We start from the raw sequence: 21,700 nt of genomic DNA, 5'->3' as shown, positions 1-21,700 counted from the left end.
TGGCCACCACAGCCAAGCGGGTTGCGCTCACGCGCAACGCGCCATGCCTGGCGCACAACAAAAGCCCCCACAAGCACTGCTTGCGGGGGCTTTCGCCTACACCAGCCGGTAGTGCCCTCAGCTAACCAGGAAACCACCATCGACAGCCAGGAGTTGCCCGGTAACATAACGCGACGCCGGACTGGCGAAGAACAACGCGGCGTTGGCGATATCCTCCATCTCGCCCATCCCGCCCAGCGGCACGCGGCCCGGGCCGAGGATGGGACCTTTCAACTCGATCGCCGCCGAGGCCGCACGTGCCCCCGGCGTCGGGATGCCGCCCGGCAGCACGGCATTCACCCGCACACCCTCGGGACCGAACTCCAGGGCCGCCGTGCGGGTCAGGCTGTTCACCGCGGCCTTGGTGGCGTTGTAGGTGACGTTGTGATGCACCACCGCCTGCAGGGACGATACCGACGAGATGTTCACGATGGCCCCGCCACCGGCAGCCTTCATATGGGCAATCGCCTCGCGCATGCACAGGAAGGTGCCGCGCAGGTTCACCGCCTGCAACTTGTCCCAGAAGGCCACATCCACTTCCAGGAACGGCCGTTTCGGAAAGATCGCCGCGTTGTTGACCAGCACATCGACCCGGCCGAAGGTGGCGAGGGTGGCATCGAACAACACGCTGACATCCGCTTCGCTGGACACATCGACCTTGATCGCCAGCGCCTGGCCACCGCCCGCCTTGATCGAGGCGGCCACCGCCTGGGCGGCTTCGATATCCAGGTCAGCGATCACCACGCTTGCTCCTGCAGTTGCATAGGTTTCGGCAATGCAGCGGCCAATGCCTGCCGCAGCCCCGGTCACGACCGCGACCTTGTCATCCAGACGGAAGACATCCAGCGTGCTCATACTCGGTTCCTCTTGTAGAAATGCTATGGGTCAGCGAGGCAAGCGCCGGCATACTCAGGGTTCGTCGATCCAGCGGCATAGGCCCGTGGCCAGCTCCGGGGTCGTCAGTTCCACGAAGTAGCCGAGGGCCTGCAGGGTATCCAGGTGAAGGATGCTCGAAGGAGCATCCGGCGCGGCGTCGAGCAGGGGGTGAAAGCACACCTCGCTGCCCGCCGGACGCTGGTTCATGTCATCGGTGATGTAGCCCAGGTGGAAGATGCCTTCGCCGCGCTGCTCGAGCCATTCCCGGGCGGTGCTGTCGCCGGTGCCCGGCGCGACCATCTCCAGGTACAGGTCGCCCCAGCGCGCGAACGCGTTGGCGTTGGCGACGTGCACCGTGCGACCGCGGTACCAGGCGTGGTAATCGGTATCCAGGCGCTTGAAGGGCCCCAGGCCGAGCATGTCGCGGTAATGCTGCATGCCGGCCTCGATGTCGCGCACCACCACGCCGATCTGGTAAAGCCGCCCTTGCACGCCCATGTCAGGCTTGCGCTTGGCGGGTGCCGGTCCGGGATGGCGCTTCACCCCTTGCCACTTCGTCGCCATCCTGCGGATAGCGCCCCATCAGCAGGTAAGCGAAGGCTGCGGTGACGAACAGGCCTGCAGCCACCGCGAGGGCGCCATCATAGTTACCGGCATGGTCGAACGCCTGGCCGATCAGCGAGCCGCAGACGGCCACGCTTGTGGCGATGAAGAACACGCTCAGCCCGTAGATCGAGGCGTAGGAGCGCATGCCGAAATAGCGGGCGATCATGAAGGCGACGATGTCGATCTCGGCGCCCTGCCCCAGGCCCAGGAGGATCAGGGCAAGGATGGCCAGGCCCGGGCTGATCTCGCCTTGCATCAGCACCAGGCATCCCAGCGCCGGCCCGAGGGTGAAGATGCAGGCCACCAGCGGCGCCCAGAAACGATCGACGAGAAAACCGCTGACCAGGGCGCCGGCCAGCGCCGACAGGCCGACCAGACCGATGGCGGCCGCCGCGTCGACTGCCGTCAGGCCCTTGCCCACCAGCAACGGCTGGAGCTGGCTGAGCAAGGCGACGATGGGCGCATAGTGCAGGGCCGAGGCCACGCAGATCAGCAGCACTTTCCAGTTGCGCAGCAACGCGAACAGCGACGGCCGGGCAGCGGCATCGCCGGGCTGGCGGGAGACGGGCTGCAGGCTCTCGCCCCGCAGCCAGATCCACGCGCTGGGCAGCGCCAGCAGCACGATCAGCACCGCCAGGGCAACATAGCCCATGCGCCAGCCGTAGCCGCTGATGATGGCGAAGACCACCGACGGCAGGATCGCCCCCGACAACGCCAGGCCCGAGCGCGTGAGTGCCAGGGCAAGACCGCGGGACTGCTTGAAGGCGCCGCTGACCACCCGGGTGAAGCTCAGCCCGGTGGTGGTGACGCCAACGACACTGAGGAAGGCATACAGCAGGTAGTACAGGGGCAGCGAGCCTTGCAGCAGAGCCAGCAGGCAATAGGCAAGCGCGGTCAGGCACAATCCGCCCAGAAGGACCGGGCGGACCCCGCGCTGGTCGATCAGGCGGCCCAGCGCCGGCGAGACCAAGGCCGCGAGCAGGCTGGCGTTCTGGGCCAGGGCGATGTCCCCGCGGCTCCAGCCGAAGGCCTCCTGCATGGGCGCGACGAACAGGCTGGAGAGTGAAGGCCAGACCGAAAAGGACACGGCGGTGCCGATCAATGCCGCGGTGCCGATCCGCCAGTGCTGCCGGATCTCGCTCATTCGCGAGCGGTGTTCGCCGTGCTCGTTAGCCTGTGTCATGGTCATTTCCTTCCTGTTCCCAAGTGCAGCCGCGGCCACGCGTGGCGTTCACCGACGGCTTGTTATTGTTATCAACGCACCCGCAAGGCAGCGCATATTAATGAACGACGTTCACGAAGATAAACATCCGACATAGCCATTGTCAACGCGGACGCAGGCGAAAGCCCGCCGCGATCCAGGCAGCGCAAGGCAGGAACAAGAGTCGACAGGGTGAGATGGTGTGACGCCGTGCGCTCGATAGCCTCGCGCGCCAAGCCGGTCAGGGCGGGGAAAGCGTCATGTCAGACGGCGCAGGTCAGCGTGTTGCCGGCGTACTCGCGCTCGATGGCTTCCAGGTAGGCGGTCAGGGCACGGGGTGCCTCTTCGGTGAAGACGCCCCAGGAGCTCTGGTCGTCGCCAGGCACTTCCCAGAGCAGGAAGCCCATCGGCAAGCGATACAGGGCCTGGGCCGATTGCCGGAGCTGGGCTTTGCTCGCCTGGGGCATGCGCAAGGTCAGGACCTTCTCGTACAGCGCCAGCAAACCCAGGTTCACCACCGAACCGTTGCGGGTATTGAACCGGGCTTCATTCCAGAGGATGCGGACCTCGGGGTTCTGCTGCACATACTCGATGTTCAGCGAATGCAGTTCGAGCATGACCGTGCGCGGCGGCCACTCGATCCACTGGCTGTCCGGTACCGACTCGAGCTTCTCGAGGATCTTCCCGCCGCCTTCGACATGGCGCACCACCAGCGCGTCGATGACCGCCTGCTTGTCAGCGAAGAAATGGTAGAGCGAGCCGATCGAAGTCTTCGCCTCCTGCGCCAGGCCGTGCATGGTGAAATTGGTGCTGGAGTTTTTCACCAGCAACCGGGCACAGGCATCAAGGATGATCGACACGCGCAACTCGCCGCGGCTCTGGGCCGGCGTGCGCTTGCGCGTTCTCGAATTGGGCATGCTCATTGGTTCACTGCTGGCCTTGGCGGCTGATCGACGCGTGCTTATAGCATTCCCGGCGGATTCAACTCAAATCCTGCACACCGGCGGCCTGGCGCCCGGGCACCAGGTCCACGGGCGGCATCCGCTCACAACGCCAGTGCCTGGCGCACCGCCTGGGCGATCGGCAACAGCGGATCCTCCTCGACAGAAGTGGGGTTGAACAGGCGGTTATGGCAGATGGCGACCGCCAGGTTCAGGTCCGGATCGGCCCAGCCGATGGAGTTGCCCTGGCCAGGATGGCAGATCGCCCTGGGGTTGCCGACGCAACTGACCGGCGGGTGCGCGCCGCCGAACCAGAAGCCGCCCTGGGTGATGGGAATGGGGAAGCCGAACATGACCGGGTCGGGCTCCTCGCTGTTGGCCCGCGGCTGGCCCAGCATGGCGACTCGCTCGGCGCTCAGCAGGCGCACGCCGTCCAGCTCGCCGCCGTTGGCCAGGAAGGCCCAGAAGCGCGCCTCGGAGCGCGCATTGAAGATGCCCCCTACCCCGGCGACCTCGGCCCGGCGCACATCGGCCCGCTCGAACACCTCCGGCACCAGCGCCACCTGCTCGGGCATCGAGGCCAGGAACAGCGGCGGCAGGTACTCTGGGGCAACCGCGACCATGGCATTGACCTGGCGCGCGATACGGGACTCCACCGCGTCGGGGATGCCGATCCACAGGTCGTCGATGCCCAGGGGTACGGCGATCTCCTCGCGGACGAAGCGCCCCAGCGAACGCTGTCGGGGGTCTGCACGGCGGACCAGTTCGCCGACGATCCAGCCAAAGGTCATGGACAGGTACAGGGTCTGGCTGCCGGGCTCGGCCAACGGCTCGAGGTTGGCGATGGCCTGGGTCATCCACGTCCAGTCGCACAGGCGCTCGGGGGTGACATCGGCCGGCATCTGCGGCACGCCGGCACGGTGGGTCAGGACATGGCGCACCGTGGTCGCCGCCTTGCCGTTGGCAGCGTACTCGGGCCAGTAGCGGCTCACCGGCGCGTCGTAGTCGATATACCCGCGCTCGGCCAGGACATGCAGGGCCGTGGCCGCCACCGCCTTGGTCACCGAATAGACGTTGAACAGGGTATCGCCGTCGACCGGGCGACCGCTGGCCGGATCGGCGCTGCCGCTCCAGGCATCGACCACCAGCTTGCCGTCCAGGTAGGCGGCCACCTGGACGCCGACTTCGCCGCCGGCGCCGGTGGCTTCGTCCAGGGCCTTCTGCACGATGACCTGGACGCGGGGATCTAGATTCGTTTGCATGCTGCGCACGCTCCTTGAATGGGTCAGTGACTCATGGCGATGGTGGCCAGGCCTTCGAGCGCCAGGCCGTGGCCCAGTTCGTCGAGCAACCGGCGCTTGATGGGCTGGGTGAACAGGGTGCGGGTGTAGCGCGCGGTCAGCGCCGGTTGCCGGGCGATGCCTTGCGCCAGTTCCCAGGCCCGCGGCAGCAACTGCCCGGCCGGCAGGACCTCGGCGACCACGCCCAGGGCCTGCGCCTCGCTAGCCGACAGACGCTGTCCGGTCAGCAGGAAGTAGCGCCCACGATTGGGGCCCAGCAGCATCGGCCAGACCACCTGCACGCCATCGCCCGGCACCACGCCGTGGATGAAGTGGGCCATGTCGGCCAGTTCGGCATGCTCGCTGGCCAGGACGATGTCCGAGAGCACCGGGATTTCCGCGTGGATCCAGGCCGGGCCGTTGATCGCACCGATCACCGGCACTTCGATGTCGAGCAGCTTGTGCAGCAGGTCCTTGCCTTCGCGCAGCAGGCGATGCCAGCCCTGGGCCATGGGCTCCCGGGGGATTTCCCCGGGGTTCATGGCGGCGCAGAAGGCGTCGCCCTTGCCGGTGATGATCAGCACCCGGACCGCCGGATCCCGGGCGATTTCGCCAAAGCACTCGCCGAGCTGGGTATGGATGCTGCCGTCGAGGGCGCCCCATTGCAGCGATCCACCGTCCGAATGCAAGCTCATCTGCAGGATGCCCTCGCGCAGGAGCAGCTCGATATTGGCGAAACGCCGGGCATAGTTGTCGAAGTGGCTCATCGGGCATCCTCCAGGATCAGTTCTGCGGCGCGCCAGGCCATGGCCATCATCGGCCCGTTGGTGTTGCCGGAAATCATCGTCGGGATCACCGACAGGTCCATCACCCGCAAGCCCTGTACGCCCCTGACCCGCAGTCGCGGATCGAGCACCGCGTCGTCCGCCGCGCCCATGGCACAGGTGCCACAGGCGTGGTAGCCGGACTGGCCGCGCCGGCGAAACTCGTCGAGGATTTCGTCGTCGGTCTGGACCTGGGTTCCGGGGTGGGTCTCTTCCATGACCAGGTGGCTCATGGGCGCGCTGTGGATCACCTTGCGCATGAAGCGAAACGCACCAATCGACACCTCGCGGTCGTAGTCGTCGGCCAGGTAGTTGGCGACGATGCGCGCCGGTTGCGCCGGGTCCGCCGACTGCAGGCTGACGCTGCCCAGGCTGCGCGGGCGCAGCGGGTAGGTGAAGAGCTGCAGGCCGGGGAAGGACTCGAAGCGATAGGTCGGCGAGGAAAAGTCCATCGAGTACGGCGCCATCATCAACTGGGCATCCGGGCGCGCCAGCTCGGGCCGGGTCTTGAAGAAGCCGCCGACCTGGTAGGAGCCCAGGGCCATGACGCCGCGGCGGCTGAGCAGGTACTGCACGACGTTCTTCAGCAGCCGCGGACCGGCGAACTCGCGGTTCTGGCTGTCACGCCAATGGCGCAGGCGCACCTGCAGGAAATACAGCAGGTGCTCGCGCATGTTGCGCCCGACATTGGGGCTATGGCTCACGACCGCGATGCCCAGCCTGGCCAGCTCGTCGCGATCGCCGATCCCGGAAAGCTGCAGCAGACGCGGCGACTCCAGCGCCCCGGCACTGAGGATGACCTCGCGAGCGGCGCGGTAGGCCACCGGCTCGCCGTTGCCCCGCAGCGCCTCGACACCGATCGCCCGCGTCCCGTCGAATAGCAGGCGCTGGACCCGGGTTTCGGTCAGTACTTCGAGGTTGCGCCGCTTGCGGGCCGGCTTGAGAAAGGCCTGGGCCGCGCTTTGCCGGACCCCACCAGAGATGGTGTAGGTCAGGTAGGCGATGCCTTCGTGGTCGAGCTCGTTGATATCTTCCTTGCGCGACAGACCGAGGCTCTCGCAGGCCTTGATCACCGCCTCGCCGATAGCGTTGCGCTGGGCATACGGCGCCACCTTCAGCGGACCGTCCGCACCGCGCAGCGCGCTGCCGCCCAGGGCGTGGTTCTCGATGCTGCGAAAGGCCCTGGCCATGGTGTTCCAGCCCCAGCCAGTCGCGCCATGGGCTTCCCACTCGTCGTAGTCCTCGGGGTGGCCACGCATGTAGACCATGCCGTTGACCGCGCTGGAGCCGCCGAGGAGTTTGCCCCGGGCCCAGATTTCCTGGGTGCGGCCGCTGTCCGGATCCACGCTGACCGGCAGGTGCCAGGCATGCCGGGGGTCGGCCAGCAGCTTGCCGAAGCCCTTGGGCATGTGCACCAGCGGGCTGCGGTCTTCCGGGCCGGCCTCGATCAGCAGGACACGGTGCTGGCCGTTTCGCGAAAGCCGGTCGGCCAGCACGCAGCCTGCCGAACCTGCTCCGACGATGATGTAGTCGAATTCCTTCATTGCTTGATGACTCGCTGATCCGCCCGCCACCACGCAGCGGCGGGCAGGAAAATCCAAGGGAGGGGCGTCAACCGAACTTCACGTGGATCGAATGCGGCACGCGCATCATCGTCCCGCGGATTTGCGCAGCCGGTTTGTCCGGGTCCAGGCGCAGGTTGGGCAGCCTGTCGAGGATGGCCGTCAGCGCCCGGGTCATCTCCACCCGCGCCAGGTGCTGGCCGATGCACACGTGGGGGCCGAAGGCAAAGGCGAAATGCCGGTGCTGCGGCTTGCGGAAGATGTCGAAACGGTCGGGATCGGCGAACTTGCGCTCGTCGCGGTTGGCCGAACCGGCGACCACGTCGATGAACGCGCCCTGCGGGATCTCGACGCCGCCCAGGGTGGTGGCCTTGCTGGTGAACCGCGACTGCATCAGCACCGGGCCATCCCAGCGCACCGCTTCCTCGATGGCCTGGGGGATCAGCGAGCGATCCCGGCGGATGGCCTCCAGTTGCTCGGGGTGGCGCAGCAGCGCGGTGAGCAGGACGCTGGTCGCGCGGTACGTGGTGTCCCCCGCCGCGTTGACCAATTGCCGCAGGAACGAGATCAGGACTTCCTCGGGCAGTTGCTCACCGTCCACCTCGGCCAGGGCCAGGGCGCTGATCAGGTCGTCGCCGGGATTCGCCCGGCGCTCGGCCACCAGGCGCTTGAAATAGCTGCCCAGCTTGCGCGATGCCTCGGTGCCGTGCTCGATGTCCACGGCCACCACCGTCTGCGCGATGGCCAGCTTGTGGAAGGTGCCGACGTCCTCCGGCGGCAAGGCCAGCTGGCGATAGATGATGTGGAAGGGATAATGCAGGGTGAACTCCTGCACCAGGTCGGCGCTGCCTCGCCCCTCGAACCTGGCAATCAGGTCATGGACCACCGGGTCGACCAGTTCGTCGCCCCACGCCGCCACGGTCTGGGGCAGGAAGGCTTTCTGGAAGATGCGCCGGTAACGCGGGTGCTCGGGCGCATCCATGGTGGAGATACTGCGGCCGAAGCTGATACCCAGGTTGTAGGAATAGGCATGGTTGGTGAAGGTCTGGGGATCCCCCAGCACCTGGGCCACTTCGTCGTAGCCGAAGACGGAAAAGTGCGGCGCCTTGTCCGGGTGGGTGATATCCGGGAAGAGTCCCATCATCACGCGGTATTCGCCCGGCACCACGGAGGCCGAATGCCTCAGCTGGGCGATGGCCGGGTAAGGGTCAAGATGGTCGCCGAATACCAGCGCATCTTCCATGAACGGGTTGAAGGAAGGATCGTCGAAATCCTCGATAGACTGCACAGCATTCATTGTTGTTATTCTCCGACTGCGGCCAAGGGTCGAATGCACTACCTTGCGAGCGCATTCATTTATTCGAACGGCATTCAATCTAAATCAGCCACTTTGGCTTGACAAGACTGCCGCCATCACTCCCTCCTCCCGCCCCATACCACTGCCCTCCACTTCGCCGCGATGAGCAATTGACAGCGCGCCGATCATGCGTTCAGTATCCGCAACGACGTTCCAATAAATACAAAGCTGCCCGGTGCAGCACCGTCCTACAGGTGTCGAATGATCGAATCCACCTCGCTCACGGCCATCATCGTCGGCGCGGGTCACGCTGCCGGTGAACTGGCGACCAGCCTTCGCGACCAGGGCTGGCAAGGCCGTATCGTCCTCATTGGCGAAGAACCCCATCTGCCCTACCACCGTCCGCCCTTGTCCAAGGCCTACCTGTGCGGCGCCGTCACGGCGCAAAGCCTGCTGATCAAGCCGCGCGCCACCTATGACAAGGCCAATGTCGAGATCATCAGCGGCGTGCGGGTCACCCGCATCGACCGGGACGCTTCCCTTGTCCATCTGGCCGATGGCCGTACCGCGCACTACGACCGGCTGATCCTGGCCACCGGCGGGCGACCGCGGCCGCTGCCGATCCCGCGGATCGAGCAGGCCGAGGCCTCGGGCAACTTCCATTACCTGCGCACCCTGGCGGACGTGGACCGGATCCGCCAGCAGTTCGAACCGGGCCTGCGCCTGGTGATCGTCGGCGGCGGCTACATCGGTCTGGAAGTCGCGGCCGTGGCGATCGAGCGCGGCCTGAAGGTCACCGTGCTCGAAGCGCTGCCCCGCGTCCTGGCCCGGGTCACTGCCCCTGAACTGTCAGCCTTTTATGAGGCCCGGCATCGCCAGGCCGGCGTGGTCATCCGCACCGACACCCAGGTCCGCGATGTGCAGCTGGACCCGTCGGGGGATGCCGTCTGCGCGGTACAGTGCGCAGATGGCAGTTCGGTCGCCGCCGACCTGGTGGTGGTTGGCATCGGCCTGCTGCCCAACGTCGAACTGGCGGCGGAGGCAGGCCTGGAGGTCGACAACGGCATCCTGGTCGACGAATTCGGTCAGACCAGCGACCCGCGCATCCATGCCGCAGGCGACTGCACCAACCATCCCAACCCCTTGCTCGGCCGGCGCCTGCGACTGGAATCGGTGCCCAATGCCCTGGAGCAGGCCCGCTGCGTGGCAGCCACGCTGTGCGGCAAACCCAAGGCCCATGCCAGCATCCCCTGGTTCTGGTCCGACCAGTACGCGCTCAAGCTGAAAATGGTCGGCCTGTCCCAGGGCTACGACCAGCTGGTGATCCGCGGCACGCCGCAGGACGACTCGTTCTGCGCCTTCTACCTGAAGGAGGGCGTCATCCTCGCCGCCGACACCGTCAACCGGCCGCCGGAATTCATGCTGGCCAAGCGCTTTATCGCCGAGCGGATCAAGGTCGATGCCGCGCGCCTGGCAGACGACACCCGTCCCCTCAAGGACCTGCTGCCGGTCACCTGACCCCTTTTCCCTTTTTCCAGGAATCCAAGCATGCCAACCCTCATCTTCGTGCAACACGACGGCAGCGAGCAGCAGGTGCAAGCGGACGTCGGCCAGTCCGTCATGCAGGTCGCGGTCAATCATCAGGTGCCGGGCATCCTCGGCGACTGCGGCGGCAGTTGCAGTTGCGCCACCTGCCACGGCTACGTCGACCCGGACTGGGCGCAGCACATGCCGGCCGCGGAGTCCTACGAGAACGACATGCTCACCTGCGCGATGGACGTCACCGACGCCAGTCGCCTGACCTGCCAGATCATCGTCACCCCGGAGCTGGATGGCCTGGTGGTCAGGCTCCCGGCCTCGCAGACCTGAGCCCGGATCCAGCCGATTACCCACGACAACAATAAAAAGCAGGAGGCAAGACCGATGAATGCAGTGGACTTCAAGGACCGCGTCGCCATCGTGACCGGCGCCGGTGGCGGGCTGGGTCGCACCTACGCGCTGGAACTGGCCAGCCGCGGCGCGGCCGTGGTGGTCAACGACCTGGGTGGCAGCTTCGACGGCCAGGGCAGCTCGCAGCGCATGGCCGACCAGGTCGTCGAGGAGATCCGTAGCACGGGCGGCCGGGCCGCAGCCAACTACGACTCCGTGGCCACCCGCGCCGGCGGCCAGGCCATCGTGCAAACCGCCCTCGACCACTTCGGTCGGGTCGACGTGGTGATCAACAATGCCGGCCACCTGCGCAACGCCCTGTTCGAAGACATCGACGACGCGATTCTCGACTCGATCATCGATGTCCACCTCAAGGGTGCCATCTACGTGACCCAGGCGGCCTACAAGGTCATGAAGCAGCAAGGCTATGGCCGGGTGGTCTTCGCCTCGTCGGCGGCCGGCGCATTCGGCAACCCGCAGCAGGCCGCCTACGCGGCGGCCAAAGCCGGGCTGCTCGGGGTGATGAACGTGCTGTCCCTGGAGGGACGCGAGCACGGCGTGCTGTGCAACGCCCTGCTGCCCACGGCCAACAGCCGGATGGCGGCGGCCATGGACCCACGGCAGCTGGAAGCCTTCGGCGCGCAATACGCGGCCTTCGGCGAACAGCTTGGCAACGCCTACCTGCCGGAGTTCGTGACACCGCTGGTGGTCTATCTGGCCAGCGAGGCGTGCAGCAGCACCCACGGCATCTACTCGGCCTCGGTCGGCCATTACGCCCGCGCCTTCCTCGCGGTCAACCAGGGCTGGACCGGGCCACGCCAGGCTCCTGCCTCGGCGGATGAACTGGCGCGCCACTTCCAGCAGATCCACGAAGTCGGCGACTACAGCATCCCCGAGTCGCTATCCGACGAGTTCGCCATCATCCAGCGCAACCTCGGCAAACAGCACTGAAACCCCTGGTGCAGTGCCAGCGGCACTGCACCAGGATTTTTCAACCCGCCATCGCCAGCAGGTTCTGTGCCCTGAGCAGGACCGGCAGGTCGACCATGGCGCCATCCACCGACACCGCCGCGCCCGCCGAACGCTCGCAGGCCGCCACCACTCGGGCGGCCCACTCCAGTTCCTCGCGGGTCGGGCTGAACGCGGCATTGACCACCGCGACCTGGCGCGGATGAATGCACAGCTTGCCGGCAAACCCCAGGGCCCGGCTGCGCCGTGACTCGGCGGCGATCACGGCTTCGTCATCCAGGGCCACCGAAACGCCGTCCACCGGGGCCTGCAGGCCCGCCACCCGGGACGCCAGGACGATCCGCGAACGGGCATGCAGCAGGGCTTCGTCGCTGCCATCGCAACCGAGGTCCACCTGGAAATCGATGGAGCCGAAGGCCAGGCGCTCCACCCCGGGCCCTCGCGCGACCGTCATCACCTCCCACAGGCCCAGCGCGCTTTCGATCAGCGGGATGACCGGTGCGTCGGTCACCTCGGCCAGTTCGCCCAGGGGGCCGACGGATTCGGCCTTGGGCAGCATCACCCCACGCAGCGGCAAGCCGTGCAGCAGCGCCAGGTCGTCGATGAAGTCCTGGCTGCCGGCGCCATTGATACGCAGCATGACCTGCGCGCCGTCATCGACCGCCCGGCGCACGTTGTCCCTGGCCTGGGCCTTGTTCGGCGCCGCCACGGCGTCCTCCAGGTCCAGGATCACCACATCGGCGCCGGCCGCCAGGGCCTTGCCGAAACGCTCCGGGCGATCGCCCGGCACGAACAGATAAGATCGCATCGTTACCTCGATTTCATGACAGCCAGAAACACACGATCAACCAGAGCATCACCCAGCCCAGGTTGCCCCACCAAGCGCTCAGCCGGTCCATCTCAGGCCAGCTCCGCACGGGCGTCCATGCACAGGAAGCCTTCGCCGTCCTGCACCCAAAGGCGGACGCCGCGGCCATCCGCCTCGGGCTCGGCACAGACCTGGAACGCCGTGGTGTCGAAGACCGGGCGCACTGCGCGAAACGAAAAGCCTGCAACCCGCGCCCGCGGGCATTCGTCGCGCAGCAGGTTCATCAGCAAGGTGGCCAGCAGCGGCCCATGCACCACCAGGCCGGGGTAGCCTTCCTCCTGCTGGGCGTAGGGGCGGTCGTAATGGATCCGGTGGCCGTTGAAGGTCAGCGCCGAGTAGCGGAACAGCAGCACCGGATCGGGCTGCACGGTGCGCGACCAGCGGGCCGTCGCGGGGGCGGCCTGGGGCGCTGGCTGCGGGTCACCGGGTCGTGGCGGATCGCGGTAGACGATGTCCTGTTCCTCGGTGATCCGCACCGCCCCGGACTGGATCAGCTCATGCCGCAGCTTGACGAACACCAGCTCACCGCTGCGGCCACTCTTGAGGGACACATCGAGGATGGTGGACAGGCGCTCGACCTCCACGCCCACTCGCAGATCGCCATGGAACTGCAGCCGCCCGCCCGCCCACATCCGCCGTGGCAAGCTCACCGGCGGCAGGAAGCCGCCGCGCTGCGGATGTCCATCGGTGTCGATCAACGATTGCCGGGCGGCGGGCAGGAAGTACAGCCAATGCCACAGCGGTGGAACCGTCACTCCGGCCGGGTAGCCGCCGTCCTCGCGGTCCAGGGTCGCGGCCAGGGCATCGAGGGGCGCCGGGGCCAGGAAATCGCGCTGTTGTTCCTGGCGTCCGGTCCAGGTCTTGAGGTACTGCTCGTCGATGCTCACGTGGGCCATTCCTTGTTGTTGTCAGATTCGACGGCCGGGGACGAATTGCCGGCCAGGAAGCGGTCTCGCCCCTGGACGATAGACTCGCCGGCCATCAGGGCGTCATAGAACTGCCGGGCGATGGCCAGCCCGCTGTCGAAGTCGGGGGCTCGCACGCCCGCTTCGATCGCCGCGAATGCGGTACGGGCCACGGCACAGTGCGGGCGCAGGTGCAGCCACAGTTCGGCATGGATCAGCGCTTGCTGCGGGTCAGCATCAGGCCAGGGGCGATGGCGGACCAGGCGGTGCGCGAGGGCGTCGGCGTCCAGGGGCCGCTCGATCAGCCTGGTGGCCAGCCGCAACGCCGCCTCCAGTCCGCCGCCGCTCTCCACCACGGCATCGAACAGCGGGCCGTCGGCCCATTGCGCGGCAGTGCCGGGCGTGCCCTCCACCATTATGCGCAATGCCGGCAGGATGCCGATCAGGCGAGGCAGGCGTTGCGTGGCCGACAGCGGCAAGGTGCCCAGGCCGACCTCGGGCAGGCCGAGGCGGGTATCGCTTTCCGCGATGCGGTAATGGCAGGCCAGCAGGGTTTCCAGGCCGCCACCCAGGGCGAAGCCGTGGGCCACGGCAATCACCGGTTTGCCCAGGTTCTCGATGGCTACATGGATATGGCTCGACAGGCCGGGTTCGGCGGCGGCATCGGGGGTGCCGAATTCGCGGATATCGCCGCCGGCGCTGAAGCCCCGTCCTGCCCCCGCCAGCACTACTGCGGCCACGGACTCATCGGCGCGGGCACGCTGCAGTGCCTCCAGCAGGCCGCGACGCAATGCCAAAGAGAACGCGTTCACCGGCGGCGCCATCATGTGCAGGACGGCAATGCGTTTTCCTGCGTGGCAACAGTAGTCGACCCTGTGCTCGTTCATCCGCGCGGCGATCCCCATCAAGCAATTGAACGTGGTGGAAATTCATATTTATGAATGGCGTTCAATTTATTGCAATTTGGGGGTGGATGGCAAGGGGGATGCCTGGGGTTTTGCAGCGCCCTCAAGATCGAGCGCGCTGCAAGGCTCAAGGCAAACACCTCGCAGCCGCACCGCAATCCCCCCGACCTACAACAACCCACTCTCCTCAGCCGACCGCATCCCCCCATCCAGCCCCCGCTCGCGCAGCACCTCGATCGCCACGCCCAAAGCACTGGACACCGCCGGGAAGCCGACATAAGGCAACGTCTGGATAATGATCTCCTGGATTTCCTCGACGCTCAGCCCATTGTTCAACCCGAACCGCAGGTGATTGCGCAACTCGTCCGGCTGCCGCGACGCGATCAGCGCGCCGATCACCACCGCGCTGCGGTGCTTGAGCTCGAGCCCCGGTCGCGACCAGACCGCACCGAAGGCAAACTCCACCGCCATTTTCCCCACATCGGCAGCGAAGCCCCCGGACCCCGCGTTCACTTCCATGGCCTTGGCGAATTCCGGCCCCATCATGCGCACCATGTGCGCGTAACCGGCGTCCCAATAGCTGTTGTCGCTCATCGTCGAATACTCCGTCTGCAGTGAAAGATCAGGTCAGGGATTTCAGGGAATCGTTGGAGAACGCCTCGAAGGGCTCGCCAAGCCGGGCCTTGCGCGCCCAGCCCGGGTCGTGCAGCAGGGAGCGGCCGACGCCCACCAGGTCAAACTCGCCACGGGCGAAGCGCGCCGTCAGCCGGTCGAGGTTGTCGCTGGCACTGGAGCCACCCTGCTTGTTGCTGTCGTACATGCCGTTGCTCAAGCCCACGCCGCCCACCGTCATGGCCAGCCGGCCGGTGATCTTGCGGGCCCAGCCCGCCAGGTTGAGCTGGGCGTCGGCACCACCCTGGTCGGGGAATTCGGCACGGTCGAAGTAGCGGACGCTGGCGTCGAAGACATCGACCCCGGCCTCGGCGATCGGCAGCAGGATCTCCTCCAGCTCGGCCGGGTTGAGCGCCAGCTTGGCGCGGAAGTCTTGCTGTTTCCATTGCGAGAAGCGGAACAGGATCGGCAGGTCCGGCCCGACGGCCAGGCGAATCGCCCGCACCAGTTCCGCCGCGAAACGGCTGCGTTCGCGGCGCCCGCCGCCCCAGGCATCAGTACGGCGGTTGGTCACCTCCCACAGGAAGGTGTCGATCAGGTAGCCGTGGGCACCGTGGATCGCCAGGCCATCGAAGCCGCAATGCTGCGCATGTACGGCGCTGCGCACGTAGCCGTCGATGACGTCCTGCAGGTCGCTTTCGCTCATCGGCGCGGTGACGGGCAGTTGCTGCGCCACGTATTCCGCCGACGAGGAGGTCAGGCCGCCAGCCGGCCCCCAGATGCCTGAAGGCCGCACGGAGGGCGACTCGGGGTGCGGGCCGGTGCCGGCGGCGCGCATCACGCCCTGGTGCCAGAGCTGTGGAAAGATCAGGCCACCTGCGGCGTGCACCTGCTCGACCACCCTGCGCCAGCCGGCCAGGGCGCTTTCGCCATAGAGGTGCGGCAGGTCGCTTTCGCCGATGCCCGCCTCGCCCAGCGCGGCAGGGTGGTCGACGCCGATCCCTTCGGTGATGACCAACCCGGTCTCACCCTCGGCCCGGCGCCGGTAGTAGCCAGCGACATCGGCGCCGGGCACCCCGCCCGGGCAGAAGTTGCGCGTCATGGGGGCCATGACGATGCGGTTTTTCAACAGGGCGGAGCCGATGCGCAACGGCTCGAACAAGGGGGCAAGCATGGCATTCATGTCGAAGGTTCCTGGGCCACACAGGGTTGCCGTGTGACCTGGCTGCTGGAGTCCCGCGCGGTGCGGGACCAGAATCCGTGCCAGCTCGGGAAGCTCGCTGGCAGGCGTGGCTGGTAACGCGCGCTGGTGTATTTGCCCGGCCAGTTCTGCCAGGCAGGCACGCCCGGGCGCTGCAACCAGTCGGTCGAATACCAGTGGCGCTCGTCGCGGCGGGCGAAATACCACTGGCCGTTGCGACGTTCGTACTGATCGAAGTAACAGATGGCCATCACCACCCAGTGCTCGCCGTCCTCATGTTCGGCACGGCAGTAGACGGTGCCGGTAGCGTGGTCGGCATCCTGGAAATCCAGCGTCTGGCCGCAGACCTGGTGCACGCTGCGGTAGAAGGCCTGGAGGATCGCTTCGGAGGCATAGAACGCCTGCAACGCCTCGCGCCCCCGGCCCCAGCGACCACAATCGACATCCTCGACGAACAGGCCGCCCAGTGCTTCCAGGTCCCGCGCATCCACCGCCAGGGCGTAGCGTGCCGGCAATTGGCCAATGGCCAGCTGGGCTTCGACGCGTTCCAGGCGGGCAAGCAGTGCTTCGTCGCTCATCGCGATCCCTCCCCGGCGGCGGCGCGCCCGCGCATCTCGTCGGCGTAATAGGGTTGGTGGGACAGCAGCCCGCCATCGACATTGATCACCTGCCCGGTGATGAACGCCGCCTCGTCGCTGGCCAGGAACAGCACCGCATGGGCGATGTCCTCGGCCGTGCCCAGGCGCGGCGTCAGGTGATGGGCGAGCATCATCTCGCCCGCGGGGCCGGCGAAGTTGTCGCGGGTGGCCGGGGTGACGATCAGCCCGGGGGCGATGGCGTTGCAGCGAATGCCCTGCTTGCCATGCTGCGCGGCGATGTAGCGGGTCAGGTTCTCGATGCCGGCCTTGGACACCCCGTAGGCGCTGTAGCCCAGCGCCCCGGCTTGCGCGGCCCCGGAACTGGTGTTGATGATGACGCCGCCGCCACGGGGCAGCATGGCCTCGACAGCGTATTTGCTCGCCAGCAGGGTGCCGCGCAGATTGATGCGCAGGGTGTCGTCCCATACCTGCGTGTCCATCGCCTGCACGGCGGCATCATGGTGAGTGGAAAGGTGCGTGGCGGCGGCGTTGTTGAACAGCACATCGAGCCCGCCAAAACGCTGCAGCGTCTGCTCGATCATGCCGGCGATGGAGGCCTCGTCCCCCAGGTCGACCCGTACCGCCGCGACCTGGCCGCCGGTGTCGGCCAGGTGCGACGCCTGCCGCTGCGCAGCGTCCAGGTCGATATCGGCGAGCACCACCCGGGCGCCCTCCCGGGCCAGCCGCGTGGCGCTGGCCAGGCCGATTCCGGAGGCCGCGCCGGTGACGATGACCACTTTGTCCTGCAAGCGATTCATGCTGTTCTCCTCCTACACGGCGGTATACAGGCCGCCATCGACCTGGATGATTTGCCCGGTGACATAGCCCATGCCCGGCCCGCACAAGCCGGCCACGGCACGCCCGACGTCGTCCCGTTCATGACCGATGCGCCCCAGCGGGAACTTGCCGAGGTAGTCCTGGTACAGCGCCGGGTTGCTGGCGAAGAACGCCTCGGCGGCCGACGTCAATGCCGCGGGAGAGATGGCATTGACGGTGATCCCGAACGGCCCCCACTCCCGCGCCAGCGCCTTGGTCAGGCCGCGAATCGCGCCCTTGATGGCGGCATAGGCCGGGTTCAGCGCCGCGCCATGCAGGCCGAACGCCGAACACAGGAACACCGCGCGTGCCGCGTCGCTGCCGCGCAGGGCCTCGAAGGCCGCCAGCGCGCAGTGATGGGCGCCCGCCAGGTCCACCGCGACCTGGTCGTCCCAGTCCTGGTCGTCGAAAGCCTCCAGTTGCTTGGGGTGCCCCGAGGCGCCGTGGGTGGCGTTGTGGACCAGGATGTCGAGGCCGCCGAAGCGCTCCAGCGCCGCGCCGACCGCAGCCTGCACCGAGGCCAGCACGGTCACGTCGACCTCCAGGGCCAGAGCCTCGCCGCCTTCGGCGCGGATCAGGGCGGCGGTTTCCTCGCCCGTCACGCCTCGGCGTGCCGCGATCACGACCTTGGCGCCCATTTCCGCCAGGGCCAGGGCGATACCCCGGCCCAGCCCGCCGCCTGCGCCGGTCACCAGCGCGACGCGCCCTTCCAGCGTTCGAATCTGTGCACTCTGCGTCATGGGACCATCCAGAAACCACCGTCGACAGGAAGGGAAGCCCCGGTGAAGGCATGGGCTCCGATGAGCAGGGCAAGGCTTTCGGCCACGCCCCAGGACAGGTCGGGCGTGCGCCCGAGGGCCGGTGCGGGATCGCCCATCTCCGGGCTGCGGGCCAACGCCTGGGCGTCCAGCTCGCTGGCGAAGACCCGGGCGTCGAGCCCCAGCCAGTTGAGCTGGATGCCCTGCCCGCCCCACTGCCGGGCGGCGGATTTCATCAATCCGCGCTGCCCTTCGCCGAGGGCGGAAAGGGCCGTCAGGCCACCCGCGCCTGTCAGCGCCAGGTTGGGGCCAACCAGCACGATCCGCGCGGCGCGGCCGGCCAGGGTGCGCCAGGCGGCTTGCAGGCACTGGCGCGTGGTGCGCAAGGGCACCAGACAGGCGTCCCGCCATTGCTCTGGGGAAAACCCTGTCAGCGGACGCGGCTCACGGCTCAGGGCACTGCCCACCGCGATGACCAGCGCATCCAGCCCGCCCAGCTCGGCCTCGGCGCGGGTGAAGGCCGCTTCGAGCGGCGCGAGCGCGGCGCAGTCCTCGGCCGCGAACACCTCCCGGCAGTCGGCCCCGAGTCCGCGCACTCCATCACCCAGCCCGGCCAGCGCCGGGCATCCCGGCGTGACCAGCAACACCCGGTGCCCCGCCAGCGGGCGTGCACCGCAATCCCTATCCTTCATTCGCTTGTCCTCTTGTTGTTATTGGCAGTCGTATCAGTCGATGGTGATCACCAGCTTGCCGAAGTGACGGGCGCTGCCCAGCGCCTGGAAGGCCGCATGCAGCTCGTCGAAACGGAATACCCGCTCGATGACCGGCCGCAGGCGATGGGCCGCGATGGCCGCGCACATCTGCTCGAACTGTTCGCGGCTGCCGACCCGGATGCTGTGCAGGGTCAAGCCGCGATAGAAGAAGGCCTCGCTGAGCTTGGGGCCGCCACTGAGCAGGCCGACGAGGCTCAGACGCCCACCGACGCGGGTGGCCTGCACCGAGCGCTCGACCGTGTCGCCGCCGCCGACCTCGACCGTCAGATCGACGCCCTCGCCACCGGTCATCTGCCGCACCAGCGCATGCCATTCCGGGTGCACGCGGTAGTCGATCGTGGCGTCAGCGCCCAGGACACGCAGGCGCTCCAGGCGCTGGGCGCTGGAAGACAGGGCGATCACCCGGGCACCGGCCAGCTTCGCCAGTTGCACGGCGAACACCGATACCCCGCCGCCGCCCTGGGTCAGCACGCTCTGGCCAGGCAACAGGCCGCGTCCGGCGTTGAGCGCCGCCCAGGCGGTGAGCGCGGCGCACGGCAGCGTGGCGGCTTCTTCGTAGGACAGGTGCTCGGGCACCCGCACCACCTCCTCCTGGCTGACGCAGGCGTATTCGCAGAGCGTGCCGTCGACCGAGCCGCCCCGGCCCAGCACGTCCCGGCCCTCCGGCATGCCACCGCTGATCCAGTGCGGATGGAAGGTCAGCATCACTCGCTCGCCGACGGTGGTCCGGGTCACGCCGCTGCCCACCGCGATCACCTCGCCGGCACCATCGGAACACGGGATCAGCGACGACTTGCACAGCGAGCGGTACTGTCCACCGGCGATGAGCAGGTCGCGGAAATTCAACGAGGCTGCGCGCAGGCGCACCAACACCTGGCCCGGTGCGGGTGGACAAGGGGTCGGTACATCACGCAGGACGAGGCCATCGACATCGCCGTAGCGATCGATCACATAAGCTTTCATCGAAGTGCTCCGGCGATCAGGGGCGACGTGCGCGCAGTGGCCGTTGGTAGGAGATGTCCTCGCGGTCGCGGCTGCTCTGGGCATTGCCCATCTGCACCGCGCGGAACGCCGCCGGCAGGTCCGGCGCGCCCAGCTCGTTGACCGATTCGGTGACGCACACCCGCTCGGCGATGGCCCAGCGCCCGGCGCGCTTCTCGAAGCGGTCGATGTAGCGGCCCACCGCCAGGGTGTCGGGCTTGCTGCGGTTTTCGCCGAAGAACAGCCAGTAGGTTTCGCTGTGTGCCTGGTCGCCGTCCAGCTCGACGCTGTGGTTGAAGATCATGTGATGGTGGGACAGCTGGTGCTGGCGATGGTAGCCCAGCGCCCAGTCGATGAAGCTGTCGCGGTCGCCGAGGAAGCTGCCATGGTCGTCGATGGCGTCCTCGTGGTAGACGCTGCGCAGCAGCTCGGTGTCGAAGCGGTCCACGGCGCGGCAGTAGCGCGTCAGGCAGTCGAGGATGTCCTGGCGGTCGAGCAAGGACTGGATGCGCTCCTGCGAAACATTGTTTTTGTTGTCGTTCATGCAAGGCTCCCTGCAATGGCCCGCACCGCCAGGCGATGCGGGCGCGTGGTCAATGGCGGGCGACGAAGCGCGCCAGATGGAAGTCGGTATCGCCGAACTGCTTTTCCAACAGGGTCATCAGGCGAAAGTAATGCCCTACCGGGTACTCCTCGGTGAGGCCGATGCCGCCGTGCAACTGCACCCCTTGCGCGCAGACGAAGCGCCCGGCCTTGCTCGCCGCCGCCTTGGCCGCGGACACCGCCTGGCGGCGTTCGGCGGCAGGCTTGTCGAGGTAGGCCATGCCCCGGTAGAGGATCGAACGGGCGTGCTGCGCCTCGATGAACATCTCCGCCATCCGGTGCTGCAGCGCCTGGAACTTGCCGATGGGCTGGCCGAACTGGTTGCGGGTCTTGATGTACTCGGCGGTCATGTCGATGACCCCGTGCATCACCCCAAGCATCTGCGCCACCACGGCCAGGGCGGCACGGTCGTTCGCCTCGTCGAGCACGGCCTGGCTCTTGCCCGGGCTGAGCAGCAGCGCCGAGTCGTCCAGCTCGACCTTGGCAAAGCGCACGTCGGCGGCCCGCGAGCCATCCACCAGCGGGTATTCGTTGAGCGTCACCCCGGGGGCCGTGCGGTCGACCACGAACACCGCCGGCTCGCTGGCGTCGTCCAGGCGCGCGGTCACCAGCAGCTTGTCGGCCGAGGGTGCGTTGAACACCAGGGTCTTGCTGCCCGTGAGCTGGTAGCCCTGGCCGGTCTTGTGGGCGATGGTGTCGTCGCAGCAGCCGGTGGCGAAGCGCGAACCACTTTCGCTGTCGGCAAGCGCCAGCAGCAGGCGGCCCTCGATCAGCGCCGGCAGCAGGTCGTTGCGGTGGTAGTCGCTGCCGCTGCGGTCGATGATCCGCGCGCACAGCACCGCGCTGCTGACGAAGGGTTCCAGGACCATGCCACGGCCGAACGATTCGAGCACTACCGACGCCTCGACGAACGAGCAGTCCAGGCCGCCGACATCCTCCGGCAGGGTCAGGGCCAGCCAGCCCAGCTCGGCGAACTGCTGCCAGTGCGCGCGGCTGAAGCCTTCGCCGCTGCCGGCCTGGTGCCGGCGCGCCTCGAAGCCGTAGTCGTCGCGGATATAGCGCTCGACGCCATCACGCAGCATCACCTGCTCTTCGGAAAGATTGAAATCCATGTGA

General features: G+C 67.4%; 23 protein-coding genes. 3 read left to right on the top strand and 20 right to left on the bottom strand.

Annotation, left to right across the window (positions count from 1 at the left end):
- Positions 1-117 precede the first annotated feature (117 nt).
- From IAE33_RS14140 to IAE33_RS14105, 8 genes are all read right to left on the bottom strand, one after another.
- On the bottom strand, positions 118-894 hold the full coding sequence (locus tag IAE33_RS14140; protein WP_201163954.1) for an SDR family NAD(P)-dependent oxidoreductase: 777 nt from the start codon (positions 892-894) through the stop codon (positions 118-120).
- 54 nt (positions 895-948) lie between these two features.
- On the bottom strand, positions 949-1,458 hold the full coding sequence (locus IAE33_RS14135) for a VOC family protein (protein ID WP_201163953.1): 510 nt from the start codon (positions 1,456-1,458) through the stop codon (positions 949-951).
- Complete coding sequence (locus IAE33_RS14130) at positions 1,415-2,704, bottom strand: MFS transporter (protein WP_201163952.1); 1,290 nt, start codon at positions 2,702-2,704, stop codon at positions 1,415-1,417. Before IAE33_RS14130 ends, IAE33_RS14135 begins: the two co-directional genes overlap by 44 nt.
- Before the next feature lie 281 nt (positions 2,705-2,985).
- Positions 2,986-3,639 (bottom strand): TetR/AcrR family transcriptional regulator, encoded by a 654-nt coding sequence (locus tag IAE33_RS14125; protein ID WP_201163951.1) that lies wholly within the window; start codon positions 3,637-3,639, stop codon positions 2,986-2,988.
- 128 nt (positions 3,640-3,767) lie between these two features.
- Positions 3,768-4,925 (bottom strand): serine hydrolase domain-containing protein, encoded by a 1,158-nt coding sequence (locus tag IAE33_RS14120; RefSeq protein WP_201163950.1) that lies wholly within the window; start codon positions 4,923-4,925, stop codon positions 3,768-3,770.
- 23 nt (positions 4,926-4,948) lie between these two features.
- Complete coding sequence (locus IAE33_RS14115; protein ID WP_201163949.1) at positions 4,949-5,710, bottom strand: enoyl-CoA hydratase/isomerase family protein; 762 nt, start codon at positions 5,708-5,710, stop codon at positions 4,949-4,951.
- The gene (locus IAE33_RS14110) at positions 5,707-7,368 is read right to left on the bottom strand and encodes a GMC family oxidoreductase (protein WP_236406503.1); all 1,662 of its coding nucleotides are present in this window, start codon (positions 7,366-7,368) and stop codon (positions 5,707-5,709) included. Before IAE33_RS14110 ends, IAE33_RS14115 begins: the two co-directional genes overlap by 4 nt.
- Before the next feature lie 10 nt (positions 7,369-7,378).
- Positions 7,379-8,626: a cytochrome P450 gene (locus IAE33_RS14105; protein WP_201163948.1), complete on the bottom strand. Its 1,248-nt coding sequence runs from the start codon at positions 8,624-8,626 to the stop codon at positions 7,379-7,381.
- A gap of 261 nt (positions 8,627-8,887) precedes the next feature.
- Between IAE33_RS14105 and IAE33_RS14100 the strand changes: the two genes are divergently transcribed.
- From IAE33_RS14100 to IAE33_RS14090, 3 genes are read left to right on the top strand one after another with little or no spacing between them, the layout of a single operon-like run.
- The gene (locus IAE33_RS14100; protein ID WP_201163947.1) at positions 8,888-10,144 is read left to right on the top strand and encodes an NAD(P)/FAD-dependent oxidoreductase; all 1,257 of its coding nucleotides are present in this window, start codon (positions 8,888-8,890) and stop codon (positions 10,142-10,144) included.
- A gap of 30 nt (positions 10,145-10,174) precedes the next feature.
- Positions 10,175-10,495 carry a 2Fe-2S iron-sulfur cluster-binding protein gene (locus tag IAE33_RS14095; protein ID WP_201163946.1) on the top strand — a complete coding sequence of 107 codons (321 nt, stop codon included), beginning with the start codon at positions 10,175-10,177 and terminating at the stop codon, positions 10,493-10,495.
- 54 nt (positions 10,496-10,549) lie between these two features.
- Positions 10,550-11,506 carry an SDR family NAD(P)-dependent oxidoreductase gene (locus IAE33_RS14090; RefSeq protein WP_201163945.1) on the top strand — a complete coding sequence of 319 codons (957 nt, stop codon included), beginning with the start codon at positions 10,550-10,552 and terminating at the stop codon, positions 11,504-11,506.
- Between the two features lie 40 nt (positions 11,507-11,546).
- On the opposite strand, the gene IAE33_RS14085 is transcribed toward IAE33_RS14090, so the two are convergent.
- The 12 genes from IAE33_RS14085 to IAE33_RS14030 form a co-directional block, all read right to left on the bottom strand.
- A complete protein-coding gene (locus IAE33_RS14085) occupies positions 11,547-12,332 on the bottom strand; it encodes an HpcH/HpaI aldolase/citrate lyase family protein (RefSeq protein ID WP_201163944.1) in 786 nt (261 codons plus the stop codon).
- Between the two features lie 92 nt (positions 12,333-12,424).
- Positions 12,425-13,279, bottom strand: coding sequence for an FAS1-like dehydratase domain-containing protein (locus IAE33_RS14080; protein WP_201163943.1), 855 nt, complete (start codon positions 13,277-13,279; stop codon positions 12,425-12,427).
- The gene (locus tag IAE33_RS14075) at positions 13,276-14,184 is read right to left on the bottom strand and encodes an enoyl-CoA hydratase/isomerase family protein (RefSeq protein ID WP_201163942.1); all 909 of its coding nucleotides are present in this window, start codon (positions 14,182-14,184) and stop codon (positions 13,276-13,278) included. The genes IAE33_RS14080 and IAE33_RS14075 overlap by 4 nt, the downstream gene beginning before the upstream one ends.
- Before the next feature lie 186 nt (positions 14,185-14,370).
- Positions 14,371-14,796 carry a carboxymuconolactone decarboxylase family protein gene (locus tag IAE33_RS14070; protein WP_064301342.1) on the bottom strand — a complete coding sequence of 142 codons (426 nt, stop codon included), beginning with the start codon at positions 14,794-14,796 and terminating at the stop codon, positions 14,371-14,373.
- A gap of 28 nt (positions 14,797-14,824) precedes the next feature.
- A complete protein-coding gene (locus tag IAE33_RS14065) occupies positions 14,825-15,997 on the bottom strand; it encodes an NADH:flavin oxidoreductase (RefSeq protein ID WP_201163941.1) in 1,173 nt (390 codons plus the stop codon).
- Positions 15,994-16,593 (bottom strand): nuclear transport factor 2 family protein, encoded by a 600-nt coding sequence (locus IAE33_RS14060; protein WP_201163940.1) that lies wholly within the window; start codon positions 16,591-16,593, stop codon positions 15,994-15,996. The genes IAE33_RS14065 and IAE33_RS14060 overlap by 4 nt, the downstream gene beginning before the upstream one ends.
- Positions 16,590-17,411, bottom strand: a complete 822-nt coding sequence (locus IAE33_RS14055; protein WP_201163939.1) for an SDR family NAD(P)-dependent oxidoreductase — start codon at positions 17,409-17,411, stop codon at positions 16,590-16,592. Before IAE33_RS14055 ends, IAE33_RS14060 begins: the two co-directional genes overlap by 4 nt.
- A 12-nt stretch (positions 17,412-17,423) precedes the next feature.
- A complete protein-coding gene (locus IAE33_RS14050; protein ID WP_201163938.1) occupies positions 17,424-18,209 on the bottom strand; it encodes an SDR family NAD(P)-dependent oxidoreductase in 786 nt (261 codons plus the stop codon).
- Positions 18,206-18,919, bottom strand: coding sequence for an SDR family NAD(P)-dependent oxidoreductase (locus tag IAE33_RS14045; RefSeq protein ID WP_201163937.1), 714 nt, complete (start codon positions 18,917-18,919; stop codon positions 18,206-18,208). The genes IAE33_RS14050 and IAE33_RS14045 overlap by 4 nt, the downstream gene beginning before the upstream one ends.
- A gap of 33 nt (positions 18,920-18,952) precedes the next feature.
- Positions 18,953-19,963, bottom strand: a complete 1,011-nt coding sequence (locus IAE33_RS14040; protein WP_201163936.1) for a zinc-dependent alcohol dehydrogenase family protein — start codon at positions 19,961-19,963, stop codon at positions 18,953-18,955.
- Between the two features lie 16 nt (positions 19,964-19,979).
- Positions 19,980-20,525: a nuclear transport factor 2 family protein gene (locus tag IAE33_RS14035; RefSeq protein ID WP_201163935.1), complete on the bottom strand. Its 546-nt coding sequence runs from the start codon at positions 20,523-20,525 to the stop codon at positions 19,980-19,982.
- Between the two features lie 49 nt (positions 20,526-20,574).
- Positions 20,575-21,696, bottom strand: a complete 1,122-nt coding sequence (locus IAE33_RS14030) for an acyl-CoA dehydrogenase family protein (RefSeq protein WP_201163934.1) — start codon at positions 21,694-21,696, stop codon at positions 20,575-20,577.
- Between the last annotated feature and the right edge of the window lie 4 nt (positions 21,697-21,700).

Source organism: Pseudomonas sp. S60 (assembly GCF_016647865.1).
Lineage (GTDB): Bacteria > Pseudomonadota > Gammaproteobacteria > Pseudomonadales > Pseudomonadaceae > Aquipseudomonas > Aquipseudomonas parafulva.
This window is presented reverse-complemented; position numbering and strand designations above follow the sequence as displayed.